At 67.8% G+C, this 17,614-nt stretch carries 21 protein-coding genes and 1 tRNA gene; 14 read left to right on the top strand and 8 right to left on the bottom strand.

Annotated elements, in window-relative coordinates:
* The first annotated feature begins 86 nt into the window (after positions 1–86).
* The gene (locus BN984_RS02565) at positions 87–431 is read left to right on the top strand and encodes a ferredoxin (RefSeq protein ID WP_008095842.1); all 345 of its coding nucleotides are present in this window, start codon (positions 87–89) and stop codon (positions 429–431) included.
* A gap of 41 nt (positions 432–472) precedes the next feature.
* Positions 473–557, top strand: a tRNA-Leu gene (locus tag BN984_RS02560).
* A 131-nt stretch (positions 558–688) separates the two neighbouring features.
* On the opposite strand, the gene BN984_RS02555 is transcribed toward BN984_RS02560, so the two are convergent.
* Complete coding sequence (locus BN984_RS02555) at positions 689–1,129, bottom strand: ester cyclase (RefSeq protein WP_049967590.1); 441 nt, start codon at positions 1,127–1,129, stop codon at positions 689–691.
* Between the two features lie 203 nt (positions 1,130–1,332).
* Between BN984_RS02555 and BN984_RS02550 the strand changes: the two genes are divergently transcribed.
* From BN984_RS02550 to BN984_RS02540, 4 genes are all read left to right on the top strand, one after another.
* Positions 1,333–2,133 carry a tetratricopeptide repeat protein gene (locus BN984_RS02550; protein ID WP_008095846.1) on the top strand — a complete coding sequence of 267 codons (801 nt, stop codon included), beginning with the start codon at positions 1,333–1,335 and terminating at the stop codon, positions 2,131–2,133.
* A 52-nt stretch (positions 2,134–2,185) separates the two neighbouring features.
* Positions 2,186–2,362 (top strand): hypothetical protein, encoded by a 177-nt coding sequence (locus BN984_RS19620; RefSeq protein WP_008095848.1) that lies wholly within the window; start codon positions 2,186–2,188, stop codon positions 2,360–2,362.
* Between the two features lie 116 nt (positions 2,363–2,478).
* A complete protein-coding gene (locus BN984_RS02545; RefSeq protein WP_049967589.1) occupies positions 2,479–4,890 on the top strand; it encodes a methyl-accepting chemotaxis protein in 2,412 nt (803 codons plus the stop codon).
* A gap of 328 nt (positions 4,891–5,218) precedes the next feature.
* The gene (locus BN984_RS02540; RefSeq protein ID WP_008095852.1) at positions 5,219–5,716 is read left to right on the top strand and encodes a DUF5813 family protein; all 498 of its coding nucleotides are present in this window, start codon (positions 5,219–5,221) and stop codon (positions 5,714–5,716) included.
* Between the two features lie 67 nt (positions 5,717–5,783).
* Here BN984_RS02540 and BN984_RS02535 read toward each other — a convergent pair whose 3' ends face one another.
* Both BN984_RS02535 and BN984_RS02530 read right to left on the bottom strand, forming a co-directional pair.
* Complete coding sequence (locus tag BN984_RS02535) at positions 5,784–6,020, bottom strand: Lrp/AsnC ligand binding domain-containing protein (RefSeq protein WP_004975606.1); 237 nt, start codon at positions 6,018–6,020, stop codon at positions 5,784–5,786.
* A 2-nt stretch (positions 6,021–6,022) separates the two neighbouring features.
* Positions 6,023–6,706, bottom strand: coding sequence for a potassium channel family protein (locus tag BN984_RS02530; RefSeq protein ID WP_008095855.1), 684 nt, complete (start codon positions 6,704–6,706; stop codon positions 6,023–6,025).
* A gap of 108 nt (positions 6,707–6,814) precedes the next feature.
* Here BN984_RS02530 and BN984_RS02525 point away from each other — a divergent pair, with 108 nt between their 5' ends.
* Positions 6,815–7,048, top strand: a complete 234-nt coding sequence (locus tag BN984_RS02525) for an Lrp/AsnC ligand binding domain-containing protein (protein WP_004975609.1) — start codon at positions 6,815–6,817, stop codon at positions 7,046–7,048.
* A 12-nt stretch (positions 7,049–7,060) separates the two neighbouring features.
* Here BN984_RS02525 and BN984_RS02520 read toward each other — a convergent pair whose 3' ends face one another.
* On the bottom strand, positions 7,061–8,107 hold the full coding sequence (locus BN984_RS02520; RefSeq protein ID WP_049967588.1) for a thiamine pyrophosphate-dependent dehydrogenase E1 component subunit alpha: 1,047 nt from the start codon (positions 8,105–8,107) through the stop codon (positions 7,061–7,063).
* 139 nt (positions 8,108–8,246) lie between these two features.
* Between BN984_RS02520 and BN984_RS02515 the strand changes: the two genes are divergently transcribed.
* Entirely contained in the window at positions 8,247–8,567 is a 321-nt protein-coding gene (locus tag BN984_RS02515) for a hypothetical protein (RefSeq protein WP_004975623.1), read from the top strand.
* A 24-nt stretch (positions 8,568–8,591) separates the two neighbouring features.
* On the opposite strand, the gene tmk is transcribed toward BN984_RS02515, so the two are convergent.
* Positions 8,592–9,185 (bottom strand): dTMP kinase, encoded by a 594-nt coding sequence (gene tmk, locus BN984_RS02510; RefSeq protein WP_008095862.1) that lies wholly within the window; start codon positions 9,183–9,185, stop codon positions 8,592–8,594.
* Between the two features lie 85 nt (positions 9,186–9,270).
* Here tmk and BN984_RS02505 point away from each other — a divergent pair, with 85 nt between their 5' ends.
* The 6 genes from BN984_RS02505 (at position 9,271) to cofG (ending at position 14,851) form a co-directional block, all read left to right on the top strand.
* On the top strand, positions 9,271–9,516 hold the full coding sequence (locus BN984_RS02505; RefSeq protein WP_008095863.1) for a hypothetical protein: 246 nt from the start codon (positions 9,271–9,273) through the stop codon (positions 9,514–9,516).
* A 143-nt stretch (positions 9,517–9,659) separates the two neighbouring features.
* Positions 9,660–10,565 carry a complex I NDUFA9 subunit family protein gene (locus tag BN984_RS02500; RefSeq protein WP_049967587.1) on the top strand — a complete coding sequence of 302 codons (906 nt, stop codon included), beginning with the start codon at positions 9,660–9,662 and terminating at the stop codon, positions 10,563–10,565.
* A 211-nt stretch (positions 10,566–10,776) separates the two neighbouring features.
* Positions 10,777–11,964 (top strand): tubulin/FtsZ family protein, encoded by a 1,188-nt coding sequence (locus BN984_RS02495; protein WP_004975628.1) that lies wholly within the window; start codon positions 10,777–10,779, stop codon positions 11,962–11,964.
* On the top strand, positions 11,933–12,727 hold the full coding sequence (locus BN984_RS02490) for a hypothetical protein (RefSeq protein ID WP_008095864.1): 795 nt from the start codon (positions 11,933–11,935) through the stop codon (positions 12,725–12,727). The genes BN984_RS02495 and BN984_RS02490 overlap by 32 nt, the downstream gene beginning before the upstream one ends.
* 6 nt (positions 12,728–12,733) lie before the next feature.
* A complete protein-coding gene (gene cofC / locus BN984_RS02485; protein WP_049967586.1) occupies positions 12,734–13,348 on the top strand; it encodes a 2-phospho-L-lactate guanylyltransferase in 615 nt (204 codons plus the stop codon).
* A gap of 330 nt (positions 13,349–13,678) precedes the next feature.
* A complete protein-coding gene (gene cofG / locus BN984_RS02480) occupies positions 13,679–14,851 on the top strand; it encodes a 7,8-didemethyl-8-hydroxy-5-deazariboflavin synthase subunit CofG (protein WP_049967585.1) in 1,173 nt (390 codons plus the stop codon).
* A 36-nt stretch (positions 14,852–14,887) separates the two neighbouring features.
* Here cofG and BN984_RS02475 read toward each other — a convergent pair whose 3' ends face one another.
* From BN984_RS02475 to cofH, 3 genes are all read right to left on the bottom strand, one after another.
* Positions 14,888–15,490 carry a hypothetical protein gene (locus tag BN984_RS02475; RefSeq protein WP_081909172.1) on the bottom strand — a complete coding sequence of 201 codons (603 nt, stop codon included), beginning with the start codon at positions 15,488–15,490 and terminating at the stop codon, positions 14,888–14,890.
* Between the two features lie 135 nt (positions 15,491–15,625).
* Positions 15,626–16,174, bottom strand: a complete 549-nt coding sequence (locus tag BN984_RS02470) for a hypothetical protein (protein ID WP_049967584.1) — start codon at positions 16,172–16,174, stop codon at positions 15,626–15,628.
* Position 16,175: 1 nt separating this feature from the next.
* Complete coding sequence (gene cofH / locus BN984_RS02465) at positions 16,176–17,546, bottom strand: 7,8-didemethyl-8-hydroxy-5-deazariboflavin synthase subunit CofH (RefSeq protein WP_049967583.1); 1,371 nt, start codon at positions 17,544–17,546, stop codon at positions 16,176–16,178.
* Positions 17,547–17,614: the final 68 nt, after the last annotated feature.

Genomic DNA, 17,614 nt, shown 5'->3' with positions numbered 1-17,614 from the left:
ATCACCGGGCGCACACCGAGATTCGGTTTGGTTTCTCCCGCCGCGCGACCGACAGCGCAAAGACCACCGCGCCGCAAGGGCCGACGATGAGCGAGGAGTCCGAGCGTCCGAAGCCGAGCGACTTCGGAACCGACGAGAACGCCCCGCCGGTCGACGAAAAGCCCTACAAGATAATCTTCGAGGCGAACAAGTGCTTCGGGGCCGGTCGGTGCGCGGAGGTCGCCGACAACTGGGAGATGGACCTCGAAACCGGCCTCGCCCGCGCTAAATCGTACTTCGTCGGTGAGGACGAACTCGACGAGAACATCGAGGCGGCGGAGGTCTGCCCGGCGAAGAAGGGCCGCGGCGTCATCCACGTCATCGACCGCCGAACAGACGAGGAGCTATCGCCGAACCCCCACGGCGACGGAACCCTCTCGGTCGACTGGTAAAGCGAAAGCACTTTTCACCCCCTCGGAGAACGGGAGAGTGCGCGGGGGTGGCTGAGCTAGGCCAAAAGCGGCGGACTTAAGATCCGCTCCCGTAGGGGTTCGCGAGTTCAAATCTCGTCCCCCGCACTCGCTTCTGCGAACGGTAGTGGGCGGAGCGATGCGTCCAGCCGTCTCGCACTACTTCTCGACGAGACACCACGGACCCGGTCGCACAAACAGCAAAAAATCTGCGTCAGTGATGGCTCCCGCCGGCGCGTTCACGCCGGTAGTTCGACGCCGAGTTGCGAGAACAGCGTCGCCATGCTCGCGGCGTCTTTCACTTCGACGATGGTTCCTTCGTCGATGCGGCGGTAGCTGAACCCGTCGACGGCGATCTGCGAGCCCGTCGGTTCGATGCCGCGGAACGTCCCGAGATGCGTGCCGCGGAGGGTCCACCAGACCATCACGGCGTCGCCCTCGGCGACCATCGCGTTGATTTCGGTCGTCGCGTCCGGGAACGCGCCGTCCCACTCGCCGTGCAGTTCCTTGCTATCTTCGCGCGTGACGAGCGCCTCGTCGGACCCGCTTCGCGTCGTGGCGATGCGGACGGTGTCGGCGTACAGTTCGTTGAGCGCGTCGAGTTCGTCACGGTTCCACGCCCGGTCAAACTCGGTTCGAATCAGGGTGCGGTTCTCCTCTGTGGCCGTTCGTGTCGACATGCGTACCCACCCGGAGTCACCACGGCGACCCGCCCGACCGCGCGCCGACGCCGTCGTGAGGTACGACCCGCGAGGACATAGCGTAGTGCTACCAGATAGCACCCAGTAGAGGATATGAGTGACGTGCGGATTGGCGGGCGAGTCGGTGGGCAAACGCCACAACCGCCGACCACGTTATGTCGGTTCCCCGCCAACGTGTAGGAATGGCTTCGACGCGTAGACACCGCTACTCGGATGGACAGGGGTTCGGCGACCCCTACGAAGGGTTCGACCTCGACCCGCCGACGTACCGGGTGAACGGACGACTCGTCGACCCGGCGGACGACCACGTCCTCGCCGAGTTCGTGGACGAGGACGGAATCGACCCCGAGGCGGTCGACGCGGCGGCGCTCGTCGAGGTCGGACTGGCTTACGCCGCCATCGAGGAGTACGAACAGGCAGTCGACAGTTTCAGTCGGGCGGTCGCCTACGCCGACGAGGACTCGCCGACGGCGTGCGAGGCGTGGGTGAACAAGGGTGTCGCCCACGCGCAACTCGGCGAGTATGACGAGGCAATCGGCGCGTACCGCGAGGCGCTCCGCATCGACGACGACGGCGAACACGCCGCGGCCGCGGAGACGAACCTCGCGTACGCGCTGTGGGAACTCGGCGACTCGTCGGGGCCGCTCGACCGCGCCGAGCGCGCCGTCGAACTCGACCCGCGACTCCCGCAGGCGTGGTACAACCGCGGCTTCTTCCTCGCCGAACGCGGCCTCCACGAGGAAGCCCTCCGCTGTTTCGACACCGCTATCTCACTCGGACTGCGCGATAGCTCGGTCCGGGGCGAGCGCGACCGGTCCCTGGCGTTCCTCGAAGCGGACCTCGTCGAGGGCGAGACCGAGGCCGAACCCGAAGCGCGGGAGGAATCGGAACCGGACCGGGCCCGTGACGTGGAACCCGGAGCCCACGAAGTCGCCGACGCGGACGGGTCCGACGACCCGGCCGTCAGTGAGCGAGGCGAGTAGGGCCGCACCCACAAACATTTTGACAGTTCGGCTAATGACATGTAATTAGACCGTGTCACCCGGACTCCTCGTCACGCGATTCGACGCCACGCTCCTCGGGATGGCCGTCTTCATCCTCGTCGGGGCCGTCGTCGGCGTCGTGTCCGCCCTGCCGACGCCGCTCGCCGCGGGCGGTGGCGCAACCGGAGCCGCCGCCCTCGCGCTCGGCGTCACCGTGAGCGAACTGTAGTCGATTCTCGGAACTCGTAATTCCGTGAGGCTCAGGGACCCCGCTTCCCCCGGCTAATATCATTCCTGATATCTAGCGGGACAACGCTTTACGTCGCTCTCTTGCTACCAAGTGGCATGAAGCTCGCCACGCTGGTTCCGGCGGTGCTCAGGCGGAGCTACCTCCGGAAGTTTCTGTTCGTTATTCTCCTCGTGGCCGCGGTGATGGGCGGGTTCGGCCTGTACGTCTCAGACATGGTCGGGACCGAGGTCAGAGCCGACACCCACAGCGACTTGGAGATGGTCGCCGCGCTGGAGGCCGAGGGACTGTCGAGTTGGATGGACGGCTACGCACGGACCACCCGGATGCTCTCGGAGTACGAGACCGTCCAGACGGGCGACCCCGACACCATCGACGAGACGCTCGAACGCGAGAAGGACACGCTCCCCGACGAGGTGATGGCCATCCACTACGTGAAGCCGTCGAACCGCGACATCGTCCGCAGCACGAACGGCGTGATAGAGGCCAAGTCGGTCTCCGACCTCGGCCTGTCGTGGACGACCGGGTCGCTGACGATGTACGACCCCGACGCGGTCGCCATCTCCGAGGTCTACCGCTACGCCGGGAGCGAGCGCCTCGCCTTCCTCAGTCCCGTGGAGGGTCGAGACGGAGCGGTGATGGTCGTCGTCGACGCGACGAAACACGCCGAACTGCTGAGCGAACCGGTCGAGGGGTCGCAGACTCGCGTGGTGACTGAGGGTGGTGTCATCGCCTTCGACAAGTACGGCAAAAACGTCCTCACGACGTACCGTGAGGGCGCGGCGACGCCGGCGCTCGACGCCGCACTCGGCGGCGAGACCGGCGTCATCGAGCGCGAGGGCGAAGGCGACGCGGGCGACGAAGTCGTCGCCTACGCGCCCGTCTCGGGAACGAACTGGGCGGTTCTCGTGGAAGCGCCGCAGCGTAACGCCTACGCGGTCGCGCAGGTCGTCGAGCGCGACGTCGCCGTCCTCATCGGCGTGGGCCTCGCCGGCCTCGCGCTGGTCGGCGTCGTCATCGGTCGCAACACGGTGCTGTCGCTCCGGCGACTGCGGACCAAGGCGGCGGCGCTCGCCGGCGGCGACCTCGACGTGGACCTCGAAACCCGCAGAGTCGACGAGTTCGGGGCGCTGACGAACGCGTTCGCCGAGATGCGCGACGGCCTGCGCGAGCGCATCGAAGCGGCCGAAGACGCCCGACGCGACCTCGCTAGTGCCGCCGACGACTACCGCGAGACGATGGACGCCGCGGCGACGGGCGACCTGACGGTGCGCACGTCGGTCGAACCGGACGACGAGGCGATGGCGGCTGTCGGCGACGGCATCGACGCGATGCTCGCCGACCTCGAATCGACCATCGGACAGGTCGCGTCGTTCGCGGCGACGGTCGACGCGGCGGGCGAGCGCGTCACCGCCGGCACCGAGGAGGTCAGCGCCGCCTCCGAACGCGTCGAACTGGCGACCGCCGACATCTCCGACGGCGCGGCCGAGCAGGCGTCGCTCCTCTCGGAGGTCTCTTCAGAGATGCAGGACCTCTCCGCGACGGTCGAGGAGGTCGCCGCCTCCGCCGACGAACTCGCTGACCTCGCGGGTGACGCCGCGGACCGCGGCGAGGCCGGCCGAGACGCGAGCGCTGCCGTCCACGACGAGATGGCGAACATCGACGCACGCGTCGCGGCCGCGGCCGAGGGCGTCGAAGCCCTCCGCGACGAGGTGGCTGACATCGGCGAGGTGGTCGACCTCATCGAGGACATCGCCGACCAGACGAACCTGCTCGCGCTCAACGCCTCTATCGAGGCCGCCCGCGCCGGCGAGGCGGGCGCTGGCTTCGCGGTCGTCGCGGACAGCGTGAAATCGCTCGCGGGCGAGACCGCCGACGCGACGACCGAAATCGCGTCGTCAATCGAGTCAGTCGAAGAGACCGCCGACGAGACGGTCGATGCGGTCAAGGCCGCCCGAGAGCGCGTCTCGCAGGGCTCCGAGACGGTCGAAACCGGCGTCACCGCCATCGACGAGGCGGTCGACCGACTGGCGGAAGTCGACCACGGCGTCGCCGCCATCGACGAGGCGACCGCCTCGCAGGCGTCGGCCGCGCAGTCGGTCGCGCGCCTCGCGGACGAGGCCGCCGAAATCGCCGACGAGACGCGAACCGAGGCGGCCGACGTGGCCGGCGCGGCCCACGAGCAGAACGACGCGATGGTCACCGTCGCCGGGAAGATGCAGGAGCTTTCGTCGACGACCGACGAACTGCGGGCGCTCGCGGACCGGTTCGAAGTACGCGAAAAAGCGGAGCGAGACGGCGACGTCGACGCGGTAGAATCCGGAGTCGAGGCCGATGCGACCGCGGCGGCGGACGAGGCGAAGTCCGAGCCGATTTCGGCACCGACGATGTCCGATCTCGCGACCGACGGCTCGGGCGGAGACGAGTCGGACGGAGGCGGAACCGTGTCCGGAGACGGAACCGAGTCGAGAGAACGCAAACCTACCCGCGACGGACCGGACGAGAACTGACGCGGCCGCGTCGCTGGCGGGTTTTTACTGGGGAAGATATCACTCGACTCGGTTGTTCGATTCGAGCGCGCGAACGCGAGCCGTCGGCTCTTCGATGTGAGTTTCGTGAGAAAGGGATAGGCAGCCGCACGGGAGCGGCCCGCGCGGCAAATGCCGCCCTAGATTGGTCCCCGCTGACGCTTCGGCCCTCCAAAGCGAAGCGTCACCTGAATGGAGTGCGGCGAGATACTTAAACGTGCCGCCATTCGCCCAAATCCGGCGCAGGCGGGCGATTCGAGGGCGCTCGCGACGCAACGGGCTTTTCTCCTGTCGGGACCTTCGTCCGGGCATGAGCGAAGACGACATCCCCGGTCGGGTCCGCCGCGCGTTCGGCGACCACGGGTCGTTCGAGCGGGTCGACGACCGCACCTTCGAGTCCGTGACGACGCCGTTCGACGGCACCGTCAGCGTCGCGGCGCGGGACAACGGCCACGTCGAGTTCGGCGTGGAGGTCCGCGTCCCGATGCTCTCGGCGGTCGCCGACGACGTGGCACCCATCGTCGAAGACGGCTGGTACGACACCTTCGAACTCCGCCTCGAAGACGTGAACGGCGTCGTCGCCGGCGACCACGGCCTCGACCCCGACGTGACGCGGGCGGGCGACGAAGCGGTCGTCCGGGCGAGTTTCGCCGACGTCAACGAGCGCCGCGGCGTCGACGACGCCGGCGCGGTCATCGACTACGTCGAGGGCACGTTCGTCGAGGGCATCATCCCGGGCTACGACTACGAGGAACCGGTGACGAGCCTCATCCAGAACGCGCGAGACGCCGCCGGCGCGGGCTTCTGAAAACAGGCAACGAACGCGTCGGCTCGGTTCGAGCACGGGTCGGCGAACCCGCGCGGTCGCTTCCGACTCAGTCCATCGCGATGTACGTCTGGGTGTCCTCGATGCCCGGAACCGACTGGATGCCGCCGGCGATGTCCTTCACGTCGGCGGGGGTGTCCACCTCGACTTTCACGATGAAGTCCACGTCGCCGGCGACGATGTGGGCGCTGACGATGCCGTCCGAGACGGCCAACAGCTCCTGTTTCAGCTGGTCGATACCGTCGGAGACGGGCGCGGCCTTGACCATGATGTACGCGTAGACCATCGTCACGCACCTCCCGCCGTGGTGACGACCTCGTCGCCGACGAGCAGTTGTCGCACGTCGTTGAGCACGTCGAAGTCCGCGAGGACGGCCACGCGGTCACCCGTCTCCAGCGAGTCGTCGGAAAGCGGGATGCCCATCGGACCGTCTTTCTTCCCGAACGCGAGGACGCGGGCGTTCGCCGGGAGCGCAACCTCCTCGATACTGTAGCCGTTCATCGGCGACGCCTCCGTCACCGTCACGAGGATGACCTGCAGGTGTTGGGCGATGTCCGCGATGGCGCGGATGGACCCGCCGAGAAGCGCGTTCTTCGCGCCGATAGCGCCGAGGCGCTCGGGGTAGACGATTTCGTCCACTTCCTTCGCGTACTTCTGGTACACCTCCTCGCGGTAGTCCTCGTCGACCCGGAGCACCGTCCGACAGCCGAAGTGCTTGCCGATCATGCACGCCGCGAAGTTCACGTTGAGGTCGGCGGTGAGCGCGCCGAGGGCGTCGGCCGCCTCGATACCGGCGTCGACGAGCACCTCCTCGCGGGAGCCGTCGCCTTCGACCACCTCGAAGTCTGCTTCGCGGGCCCGCTTGACCCGGTCGCGGTCCAACTCCACCAGGACGATGTCGTGACCCTCCTCGCGGAGGACGCGAGCGGTGCGCAGCCCAACCCGTCCAGCACCAATGATAACGAACCGCATGATAAGACGGTATGTCGGCGGAGGCAAATAACCTTCCCCCGATTCGACCGAAGGGGCCGCGCTCGGTCGAAGCAAGGCTTTTGACGACCGTGGTAGAATATCTCACGCATGGTTCACGCGTTCATCATGGTGAAGACCGGAGCCGGCGAGTCGGAACAGCTTCTCGGTCCCATCCGCGACTTCGAGACGGTGACGGAGGCGCACATCGTCGCGGGCGCGTACGACATCATCGCCGAGGTCGACACCGACGCGGTCTACGAGGTGCTGAAGACGGCGTCGAGCCGCGTCCAGAGCTTAGAGGGCGTCGCCGACACGAAGACGTACATCTCGCTGGACGACTGAGGGACCGCGCGCTCAGCGCTCGATGTCGAACGGTCCGTTGCGCTCGACGAACGCGACGTGTTCCTCGCGCTGGCGGGCGAGCTCCGGCGGCAGTTCCTCGTAGACGTTGTCGAACAGCTCGTCGGTCCCCGGTTCGGGCGTTGCCTCGGCGCGCTCGACGGCCTCGCGCAGCTCCTCGTCGGCGTCGTCACGCATGGCGTCGAGCGCCGCGTCGTCGACGACCTCCTGCTCGCGGCAGAACGACTCGAAGCGGTCGAGGGGGTCGCGCGTCCGCCACTCAGGGAGCCCCGGATCGTCGTCGCGGTAGCGCGAGGGGTCGTCGGCGGTCGTGTGCGGCCCCTGTCGGTAGGTGAGGCTCTCGATGAGCACCGGTTCGCCGGCGCGGGCCTTCTCGAAGCCGCGCTCGACGGCCTCCCTGACCGCCAGCGGGTCGTTGCCGTCGACCTGCATGCCGTCCATCCCGTAGGCGTCGGCCTTCGCCGCGATTGACTCGCTCGCTGTCTGGCGCTCGCGGGGGAGCGAAATCGCCCAGCCGTTGTTCTCGCAGAAGAAGACGACCGGCGCGTCGAAGACGCCGGCGAAGTTCAGCCCCTCGTGGAAGTCGCCCTCGGAGGTCGCGCCGTCGCCGAAGCAGACCAGCGCCCCGTAGTCGTCGCCGTGGTAGTTCGCGGCCATGCCGACGCCGGCGGCGTGGGGAATCTGGCTCCCGATGGGGACCGCCTGCGGGAACACGGGCACGTCGTGGTCCGAGTCGTACTCGGCGTGGCCGCGCCGAAAGAGGAGGATGTCGCTCGGCGGCACGCCGCGGGCGAGTTGGAGGGCGTTCGACCGGTAGGTGGGCAGCAACACGTCGTCGTCGCGCATGGCGTGGGCGGCCCCGATTTGAGAGGCTTCCTGTCCGCGGAACGGCGGGTAGCCGCTCATCCACCCGCGTCGCTGGAGGGCGAGTGCACGCTCGTCGAACCGTCGCGCTCGAATCATGTCGCGGAGGGCGGCGCGGGCGTCGTCTGCGGTGAAGCCCGTGTCGTCCAGCCCGCGCTCTGCGATGAGTCGGTGCATGGCGGTGAGTCACGGTCCTTCGTGATAAACATCACCCGTCCGCGGGGCGGCCGCGGCGGGCGGTTCGACCGACGGCGGCACGGGACGAGCGGGCCACCGAGAGCGACAGGCCAAAGACCACCGCCTCCGTAGGTCGGCTATGGTCTCGGTGGTCAACCTCGTGCTCATGGGCGCGGTCATCGCCCTCCACACGCTCATCGCGGCGGTCATGACCCGCTTTTTCCGCCTTCGACTGAAGACGCAGTGGGGCTACATCCTGTACGCCGTGTTTCTCATCCCGCTCGTGCTGTTCGTCTCGACGCTGGTGTTCTCCGGCGTGTTCGGCATCGGCGTTGACCTCGGCAGCCCCACGGCCGCGCTCGGCGTGATGATAGGGATGCCACTCGCGCTCGGGTTCACCATCGACACGCTCTACGTCCCGCCGCCGGAGGAGTACGAGAACCTCCCGAACTCGCGGTGAGGCGTGAGCCGGTCGGTGACTAGTTTAGTTCTCCGCGAGAATCTCTTCGAGCGCCGCCTCGACGGCGTCGAGCACGTCCTCGGGCGACTGCGTCGCGTCGACGCGGACGAACCGCTCCGGTTCGGCCTCGATGAGTCGCTCGTAGTTGGCGCGCACGTCCGCGAGGTACGCCGCCTGTTCGAACTTGTTCGTCGCGCCGCTGCGCGCGGCGGCCGTCTCGGGGTCCACGTCGAGGTAGATGGTCTTGTCCGGCGGCCGAGTGAACGCCGTGTGGATACCCCTGATGTACTCCATCGGGCGGCGGAGGTCGCTGTCGCGGAGCGAGGCGGCCTGATAGGCGTACCGCGAGTCAGAGTAGCGGTCGGAGATGACGAGGTCGCCGTCGGCGAGGGCCGGACGGACGACCCGCGAGAGGTGGTCCGCGTGGTCGGCGGTAAAGAGGAACAGCGTGGCGAGCGGGTCGGCGTCGTCGTCGGCGATAGCGCGGTTGACGGCCTCTCCGTACCACGAGTCCGACGTGGGCTCGCGCGTGAAGACGGCGTCGGGGTACGCGTCGTGGAGCGCCTCCCAGACGGTCGTCTTCCCGCTCCCGTCGAGCCCTTCGAGCGTGACGAGCATACCCTACCAACTCGGCGCTCCGGAAAAAGCGCGCCGAAGCGAGCCGCCGCAATGATAATGTCAACGCAAGCCGATACGTGAGACAGTGACGGCCACCCGAGAGTGGTGGAACGACCTCCTACCGAGGGAAAAACCGTACAGCGTCGTCCGCTTCGACGAGAGCGTCCCCCCGACTGACACGTCGTTCGCGACGAAACAGTCCGAGGTCGACCACCCGAGCGACGCGCCCGACGAGTGTCCCGAGGCGACCGCGGAGATAGTCGTCTACGACCGAATCGGTCGGATGGTAAAGCGCACCGACGGCTCGGTCGCGCCTTCGGTTCTCTTCTGAGCGGGTCCGCGTGGAAACCGTCGCCGCGGGTCGGAGAGTCGAACACACCCGTTCGAGGAGCGTCGTTCCCATCGGAGCGTTCCCCGGCGAAATCGACCTCTATCCCCCGTTAGCTTTACCCTCATTCCGCCGAATATTACGCCATGAAAGTCCTTGTCGTCGGCGGAAGCGGATTCATCGGGAGCCATCTCTGCCGCGAACTGCAGTCGCGGGGACACAGCGTGACCGCGATGTCGCGGAGTCCGAACAGCGAGGACCTCCCCGACGGCGTCGAGAAGGCGATGGGGGACGTAACGGACTACGACTCCATCGCGGGCGCGTTCGAGGGGAAAGACGCTGTCGTGAACCTCGTCGCGCTCTCGCCGCTGTTCGAGCCGAAGGGCGGCAACCGGATGCACGACATCGTCCACTGGCAGGGGACCGAAAACGTCGTGAAGGCCGCGGAGGCCAACGACGTACCCCGACTCGTCCAGATGAGCGCGCTCGGGGCCGACACCGACGGCGACACCGCCTACATCCGCTCGAAGGGGAAAGCCGAGCAGGCGCTTAAGTCGTCGAGCCTCGACTGGGTCATCTTCCGGCCGTCGGTCGTCTTCGGCGACGGTGGCGAGTTCGTCTCCTTCACGAAGCGGCTCAAGGGGATGTTCGCCCCCGGCGTCCCGCTGTACCCGCTTCCGGGCAACGGGAAGACGCGCTTCCAGCCCATCTGGGTCGGCGATCTCGTCCCGATGCTCGCGGACGGCGTCGAGGACGACGACCACGTCGGCGAGACCTACCGCATCGGCGGCCCCGAAAAGCTCACGCTCCGGGAAATCACGGAGATGGTGTACGACGCCGAGAACAAGTCTATCACCATCGTCCCGCTGCCGATGAGTCTCGCGGGCGTCGGCCTGACCGTCCTCGGAGCGGTCCCCGGCTTCCCGATGGGGAAAGACCAGTACCGCTCGCTCCAGTTCGACAACACGACCAACCAGAACGACGTGGGCGTCTTCGGCATCGACACCTCGTCGATGAAGACACTCGGCGCGTACCTCGCCGAGCGAAACTGACGGTCGTCCGACGTTTGGCGGGAATTAATCGGTTGTGAACTCCGGCTCATTTCGCCGGTATTAGCCGTTCTTACGGGATAATGTCCGATTAACACCGGTTTCGTGTCGCCGTTTTTCGCCGATAATCTGACGATTGATATACACTTCCCCATCACAACGCTTATGTCTGCGTTCGTACTGCAATTCACGCAATGGCGAGGGGACCGAACCTATGAAGCTCGCAATGATCGGATTCGGGCAAGCCGGGGGAAAAGTAGTCGACAAGTTCGTCGAGTACGACCGGGAACGCAACGCCGGAATCGTCCGCGCTGCGGTCGCGGTGAACTCCGCGAAAGCTGACTTGCTCGGACTGAAGAACATACCGAAGGACCAGCGCGTCCTCATCGGCCAGTCCCGCGTGAAGGGACATGGCGTCGGTGCGGACAACGAACTCGGTGCCGAAATCGCCGAGGAGGACATCGACGAGGTACAGGGTGCCATCGACAGCATCCCTGTCCACGAAGTCGACGCCTTCCTCGTCGTGTCCGGGCTCGGTGGCGGCACCGGCTCCGGCGGCGCGCCGGTCCTCGCGAAACACCTCAAGCGCATCTACACCGAACCCGTCTACGGTATCGGCATCCTGCCGGGGTCCGACGAGGGTGGCATCTACACGCTCAACGCCGCGCGCTCCTTCCAGACGTTCGTCCGCGAGGTCGACAACCTCCTCGTGTTCGACAACGACGCCTGGCGGAAGACCGGCGAGTCGGTACAGGGGGGATACGACGAGATCAACGAGGAGATCGTCAACCGATTCGGCGTGCTCTTCGGCGCCGGCGAAGTCCAAGACGGACAGGAGGTCGCGGAGTCCGTCGTCGACTCGTCGGAGATTATCAACACGCTCGCCGGCGGCGGCGTCTCGACCGTCGGCTACGCCTCCGAGGGCGTCGAACCGCGGAAGAACAAGGGCGGCGGCCTCCTGTCCCGGCTGACGGGCGGCGACGAGCCCGACGACAACCTCGACACCGCGCACACGACCAACCGAATCACGAGCCTCGTTCGCAAGGCCGCGCTCGGTCGACTCACGCTCCCGTGTGAGATCGAAGGCGCGGAGCGCGCGCTGCTCGTACTCGCTGGTCCGCCGGAGCATCTGAACCGGAAAGGCATAGAGCGCGGGCGGAAATGGATCGAGGAGCAGACCGGTTCCATGGAAGTTCGCGGCGGCGACTACCCGATTCCGGGCGCGGGGAAGGTGGCGAGTGTCATCCTCCTGTCGGGCGTGACGAACGTCCCGCGCATCAAGGAACTGCAGCAGGTCGCCATCGAAGCGCAGGATAACATCGAAGAGATCCGCCAAGAGAGCGATTCGAATCTGGAGAACCTCATAAACGATGACGAAGACGAACTGGAGTCGCTTTTCTAAGCTGGCGCTCGCGCTCGTCGTGCTCCTGTCGGCCCTCGCGGGCCCGGTGGGGGCGGTGAGCGTCGCGTCCGAGAACGTTCCCAACGAGGCGCAGGTCGGTTCACAGGTGACCGCGACGGCCACCCTCGATGAACTGTACAGGAATCCGCAACTCGAATCGTGGACGCTCGCGGGCGAGACCGACCTGGAAGACGTGACGTGGACCGTCACGTACTACGACCAGACGGGTGCGAAAGTCGACCAGCAGTCCTTCGACGGGCAGAACTTCAGCGGCGCGCAAGTCGCCGCTGGCGACGGCACGAGCGAAGTGGAAATCTCCGTGACGGGGACCGTCCCCGAGGTCGAGGCGTACTCCTACGACCCCGCGCAGACGTTCACGCTTATCTCGCTCGACCAGACCCGCGAAGGTGGCTCCAGTAACGATATCGACACGTGGACCGCCCACCACTACACCGAAGACAGCGCCGCCGCGCGCGCCGAACTCGACAGCGCGCAGGCCGCGATTCAGAGTGCGAGTGGGGCCAACACGCAACAAGCCCAGCAGACGTTCAACAACGCTGTCGAAGCGTTCAACGGCGAAGAGTTCAACCTCGCGACGAACCTCGCCAACGAAGCCGAGACCAGCGCGAACCAGGCACAGCAGTCGAGTCAGACGACCCAACTGCTCATCTACGCCGCGGGCGGCCTGCTCGTCGTCGCGCTCATCGCCGGTGGGTTCCTCTACTGGCGGTCCCAGCAGACGACCTACGACAAACTGGGCTGATTCTCAGTGCGAGTCGTCGTTCCCTTCGGGGGACGAACGCCGAAGACCCGACTCGCCCCGTTTTTCGACGCCGACGAGCGACGCGAGTTCGCCGTCGCGATGCTCCGGGACGTGCTCGACGCCGTTCGCGCGGCCGACGGCGACCCGACAGTCGTCGCTGACGCGCCCGTTTCGGTCGATGCGCCTGTCACCGTGGACGACCGACCGCTCACCGAGGTCGTCGGCGACGAACTCGGCGGCGACGACCCGGTCGCGGTCGTCATGGCCGACCTCGCGCTCGCGACGCCTACGGCGCTCGCGCGGCTGTTCGAGACCGACGCCGACGTGGTCGCCGCGCCCGGCCTCGGTGGCGGCACGAACGCGCTCGTCGTCCGCCATTCCGACTTCTCCGTCGACTACCACGGCGCGTCCATCCTCGACCACCGGCGAATCGCCCGCGACGCCGGCTGTTCGTTCGCGGAGGTGGATTCGATGCGACTCGCCGTCGACGTGGACGAGCCGACCGACCTCGTCGAAGTGCTCGTCCACGGCGAGGGCCGCGCCCGCGAGTGGCTGGTCGACGCCGGCGTCCGCCTCGAAGGCGGGTCGGGCAGAGTTGAGGCCGTCCGCGAGCGCCGATAAGACCTTAACGGTCCACGATAAACATTGACTGGCGCGGTTGTCCGTCTGCCCGGCGGGAACTGAGGCAACGTGCGCCGCGCGCTTCCGCGTCGCGAAGACGACGTGGGAGTCGAAGTGGAGTCCGAACGTCGCGACGACGACGCGAGTCACACTCGCAACCAAATCGGGGCGAGCGCCTGACGGCGCCTCGGACGGGCCGGAGACGTGTCTGGCACCAACTATCCGGCCCCGAGCTCGACTTCCGTGTTACCGTCTCTCCGTGCGACCCCAATCGCCGCCGTATCGACCGCGAGTGACACGCTTTTAGTGGCTCGTCACGCACCGGGAGATATGTTCGCGGGTGCCGACGAGTACGGAGTCGACCTGACTATCGACGACGCCGACGTGGAGCGACTGCTCGCCGTCACCCCCGATGACGCCGACGCGCCGGCGGCGCTTTCGTTCTCGCGGAACGTGTTCATCCCGCTGACGACCGCCTGTCGGTACACCTGCACCTACTGCACCTACTACGACGTGCCCGGCGAGGCGACGCTCATGTCCCTCGACGAGGTCCGCGAGACGGTTCGCACGGGCGCTGACGCGGGCTGCACGGAGGCGCTGTTTACCTTCGGCGACGCCCCCGACGAGCGCTACACGGAGGTTCACCGCCAGCTCGACGAGTGGGGCTACGACGACATCCTCGACTACCTCGCGGCGGCCTGCGAAGTCGCCCTCGACGAGGGACTCCTTCCGCACTCGAACCCCGGCGACCTGACCCGCGAGGAGTTCGCCGACCTCGCGCCCCTGAACGCCAGCATGGGCGTGATGCTGGAGACGACCGCCGACGTGGCCGCCCACTCGGGCAACCGGCGGAAGACGCCGGGCCAGCGGCTCAACACCATCCGCGCCGCGGGCGAAGTGGGCGTCCCCTTCACGACGGGCATCCTCGTCGGCATCGGCGAGACCTGGCTCGACCGCGCCGAGAGTCTGCTCGCCATCCGCGCGCTCCACGAGCGCTACGGCCACGTTCAGGAGGTCATCGTCCAGAACGTCGTCCCCAACGAGCGGTCGGACTACGAGCGCCCGTCGCTCGACACGATGCGCCGGGTCGTCGCGATGGCGCGGGTCGCGCTCCCCGAGGAGGTGTCGGTGCAGGTGCCGCCGAACCTCTCGGCGGCGGCCGACCTCGTCCCCTGCGGTGTCGACGACCTCGGCGGCGTCTCGCCGGTCACGGACGACTACGTCAACCCCGACTACGAGTGGCCGGCGCTCCGGGAACTCGCCGACATCGCCGACGAGGCGGGCGTCCCGCTCCGCGAGCGACTGCCCGTCTACGAGCGGTTCCTCCCCGACGGCGATAGCGTCCGCGACCGGGACGAGAAGCCCGACGGTGCGCACGGAGCCGAGCGGGACCGCGAGTGGCTCCGCGAGCCGATTACCGACCGGCTCAGCGCCGACGACGTGCACGGACGACGGTTCCGGAACGTCGCTCGCGGCGACGGTCCGCTGTCGATTCCGCGGTGAGAGCGACGCGGCCGTCGGCCGGTTTGGGGTAGTTTTCTACCGACGGCGAACGAGAGCTGAGTAGAGCGCGACGACCGCGGCGGTCACCGCGGGCGCGCGGCCCGAGAGCTGCGGCACGCGTTTTCTGACGAGCGTGTAACCGACGCCGACGGCGAGGCTGGCGAGGAGAATCCCGCGCGGGCCGTCGCCGAGCGTCAGGAGGCCCGGAACCGAGAGCGCCGCGGCGAGCGCGAGGTCGCCGGGCGAGCCGTCGTAGGTGGCGAGTCGGCGGGGTTCGACCCAGCCGCCGAGACTGCGGACGTAGACGCCGCGGTCGGTCCGCGCCTCCCACGGGCGAGCCTCGCTGCTGCCGCCGAGGTAGTCGGCCGCGCAGTGGAGCGCCGCCGCGCCGAACCCCGTCGCCGCGGCCGCGGCCAGCGGGTCGCCCGTCAGGAGCGCGGCCGCGCCGAACCCGACCGAGCCGACGACGAACGCCTCGACCTGATGGAGCGTCCGGCGGTGGACGCCGACGACCATGTCGAGGTCGGGACAGACGCCGCCGACGAGCGCCGCCGCGACGACGAGCGGCGCGGCCGCGGGAGCGACGAACACGACGGCGGCGGCGAGCGCGAGGCTCATCGCCACGTGCGTCGGGGCCATCACGGGGCGAACACCCCCCGCGCCGGTCGGCGTCGTCGAGTCGTCATCGTTTCGCCTACTCGGCGACCGAGACGTATGAGTTTCGTGGTCAGAACGAGCGCCTGCGGGCGCGGTCGCCACCTCGGAGACTGCGTCTCAGATGCCGAACCACTCGGGCATCCGCTTTCTGAAGCCCGTGTAGAACAGCGCGACGGCGACGCCGACCGCGACGGCGACCCGGACGCCGCCGGAGAAGGCGAGGAAGCCGGGGACCGAAAACAGGAGCGTCAACGCGAGGTCCTCCGGCGCGCCGTCGTAGCGGACGAGGTAGCGGGGACGGAGCCACCGCCGCGCCGGGTGGACGTACACCGCTCGGTCGGAGGTGCGGTCCCACGGCCGGAGTTCGTCGCCCGCGCCGAACCAGTCGGACGCGGAGTGGAGCCCCGCCGAGAGGAAGAAAAAGGCGACCCCGACGGTGACCGTCGAGGGCGAGGCGACGGCGACAGCGCCGAAAACGGCGGCGGCGACGCTGTAGTAGACGGGAAAATGCAGGGTCTTGCGGTGGACGCCGACGAAGAGGTCCACGTCGGGGAAGACGCCGCCGGCGAGCGCGCCGACGGCCGCCGCGGTCGCGAGTTCGGGAGCGACCAAGACGAGCGGGGCCGCGAGGGTCAGCCCCACGGCCGCGTGGGTGGTCGCCATCATCTTAGTCGTCGGCGGTCGCCGGGTCGCGGCGGCCGTCGAGCAGGGGTGTCCCGTCCGCGCGGGGCCCGAGCATCGGGCCATGCGGGCCGTCGTCGGGGTCGATGGGGCGGCGAGTCCGGTAGTCGGTCGAGCGCTCGACCGGCCGGCGGCCGATGGCGGTTATCATGTCGACGTAGTCGTCGAACGAGCGGAACTCGCCGAAACCGCCGCCGGCGCGCTTCGTTATCTCCTCGGAGAGAATCGTGCCCATGAGGTCGTCAGCGCCGCAGTTGAGGAGCTTCAGCGCCTTCGCGTTCCCGAACTTCACCCACGACGACTGGATGTGCTCGACGTTGTCGAGATAGAGGCGCGAGACGGCGACCAGCAGTTCGTCCTCGTCGTCGGACGCGCCGCCGGTCACGAGGCCGCGGTCGTACAGCGGCGTGTTCTGGTGGATGAACGACAGCGGGACGAACTCGGTGATGCCGCCGTAGCGGTCTTGGAGGTCCCGAATCACGTCGAGGTGGAGCACGCGGTGTTTCTCGGTCTCGACGTGGCCGTACATGATGGTCGCCGTCACGTCGAGGCCGGCTTCCATCGCGCCCTCCATCCCGGCGACCCACTCGTCGGTCCCGATTTTGCCGGGGCAGATGACCTCGCGCACCTCGGGGACGAGAATCTCCGCGGCGGTGCCGGGCGCGCTGTCGAGGCCGGCGTCGGCGAGGCGGCGGTAGACCTCCTCGTAGCTCCAGTCGGTGCCGCGCTTGGCGTGGTGGGCCTCCTCGGGCGTCATCGAGTGGACGTGCGCGCCGTCGACCGACATCGCCGAGAGCTGTTCGGCGTAGCTCGCGGGGTCGGTGTCGTACGCCTCGGGCGGCTTGTAGTTCACCTCGGCGGCGGGGTTGTCGGAGGATTCGAGAATCTCGCGGTGTTCCTCGTCTAAGACGAGCGCGGGGTGGAGCCCGGAGACGGACGTGACCTCGTAGATGCCCATCTCGACCGCGTCGGCGACGATGTCGCGGGACTCGGCGGGCGTCTTCGTGAAGCCGCCGTGGTCGGCGTCGGAGTCGGACTCGAACAGGTGGGCGGTGTTCTTGAAGTTACAGAACAGACAGCCGGTGTTGCAGGCCGTCGTCACGTTGTTGTTGAGGTTGGCGACGAACGTCACGTCGTCGCCGACCATCTCGGCGCGCCGCCGGTCGGCGGCTTCGAGCACGAGTTCCTTGCGTTCGGGGTCGATTCCCTCGCGGTCGGTGCCCGTCGTGATGAGTTCGACGCCGTCGTCGACCGTGAGGCGCTCGCCCGCTCGCGCCTTCGCCAAGGCGTTCTCGAACGACTGGTCTGTCTCCGGGACGTGGTCGAACCCGAAGTCGTCGTGGGCGGCACCGGTCATGCTCGTTTGAAACGCGCCACGGTCCTAAAAACGGGGCGGTACCGGAACTCCGACCGCGGGACGCCGCG

The sequence above is a fragment of the Haloferax prahovense genome (assembly GCF_000723845.1).
In the GTDB taxonomy this organism is placed as follows: domain Archaea; phylum Halobacteriota; class Halobacteria; order Halobacteriales; family Haloferacaceae; genus Haloferax; species Haloferax prahovense.
This window is presented reverse-complemented; position numbering and strand designations above follow the sequence as displayed.

Bases quoted from the DNA above. Each gene is read 5' to 3' on its own strand.
- BN984_RS02565 (WP_008095842.1), top strand. From the start codon at position 87: ATGAGCGAGGAGTCCGAGCGTCCGAAGCCGAGCGACTTCGGAACCGAC.
- BN984_RS02555 (WP_049967590.1), bottom strand. From the start codon at position 1,129: ATGTCGACACGAACGGCCACAGAGGAGAACCGCACCCTGATTCGAACC.
- BN984_RS02550 (WP_008095846.1), top strand. From the start codon at position 1,333: ATGGCTTCGACGCGTAGACACCGCTACTCGGATGGACAGGGGTTCGGC.
- BN984_RS02545 (WP_049967589.1), top strand. From the start codon at position 2,479: ATGAAGCTCGCCACGCTGGTTCCGGCGGTGCTCAGGCGGAGCTACCTC.
- BN984_RS02540 (WP_008095852.1), top strand. From the start codon at position 5,219: ATGAGCGAAGACGACATCCCCGGTCGGGTCCGCCGCGCGTTCGGCGAC.
- BN984_RS02535 (WP_004975606.1), bottom strand. From the start codon at position 6,020: ATGGTCTACGCGTACATCATGGTCAAGGCCGCGCCCGTCTCCGACGGT.
- BN984_RS02530 (WP_008095855.1), bottom strand. From the start codon at position 6,706: ATGCGGTTCGTTATCATTGGTGCTGGACGGGTTGGGCTGCGCACCGCT.
- BN984_RS02525 (WP_004975609.1), top strand. From the start codon at position 6,815: ATGGTTCACGCGTTCATCATGGTGAAGACCGGAGCCGGCGAGTCGGAA.
- BN984_RS02520 (WP_049967588.1), bottom strand. From the start codon at position 8,107: ATGCACCGACTCATCGCAGAGCGCGGGCTGGACGACACGGGCTTCACC.
- BN984_RS02515 (WP_004975623.1), top strand. From the start codon at position 8,247: ATGGTCTCGGTGGTCAACCTCGTGCTCATGGGCGCGGTCATCGCCCTC.
- tmk (WP_008095862.1), bottom strand. From the start codon at position 9,185: ATGCTCGTCACGCTCGAAGGGCTCGACGGGAGCGGGAAGACGACCGTC.
- BN984_RS02500 (WP_049967587.1), top strand. From the start codon at position 9,660: ATGAAAGTCCTTGTCGTCGGCGGAAGCGGATTCATCGGGAGCCATCTC.
- BN984_RS02495 (WP_004975628.1), top strand. From the start codon at position 10,777: ATGAAGCTCGCAATGATCGGATTCGGGCAAGCCGGGGGAAAAGTAGTC.
- BN984_RS02490 (WP_008095864.1), top strand. From the start codon at position 11,933: ATGACGAAGACGAACTGGAGTCGCTTTTCTAAGCTGGCGCTCGCGCTC.
- cofG (WP_049967585.1), top strand. From the start codon at position 13,679: ATGTTCGCGGGTGCCGACGAGTACGGAGTCGACCTGACTATCGACGAC.
- BN984_RS02475 (WP_081909172.1), bottom strand. From the start codon at position 15,490: ATGGCCCCGACGCACGTGGCGATGAGCCTCGCGCTCGCCGCCGCCGTC.
- BN984_RS02470 (WP_049967584.1), bottom strand. From the start codon at position 16,174: ATGATGGCGACCACCCACGCGGCCGTGGGGCTGACCCTCGCGGCCCCG.
- cofH (WP_049967583.1), bottom strand. From the start codon at position 17,546: ATGACCGGTGCCGCCCACGACGACTTCGGGTTCGACCACGTCCCGGAG.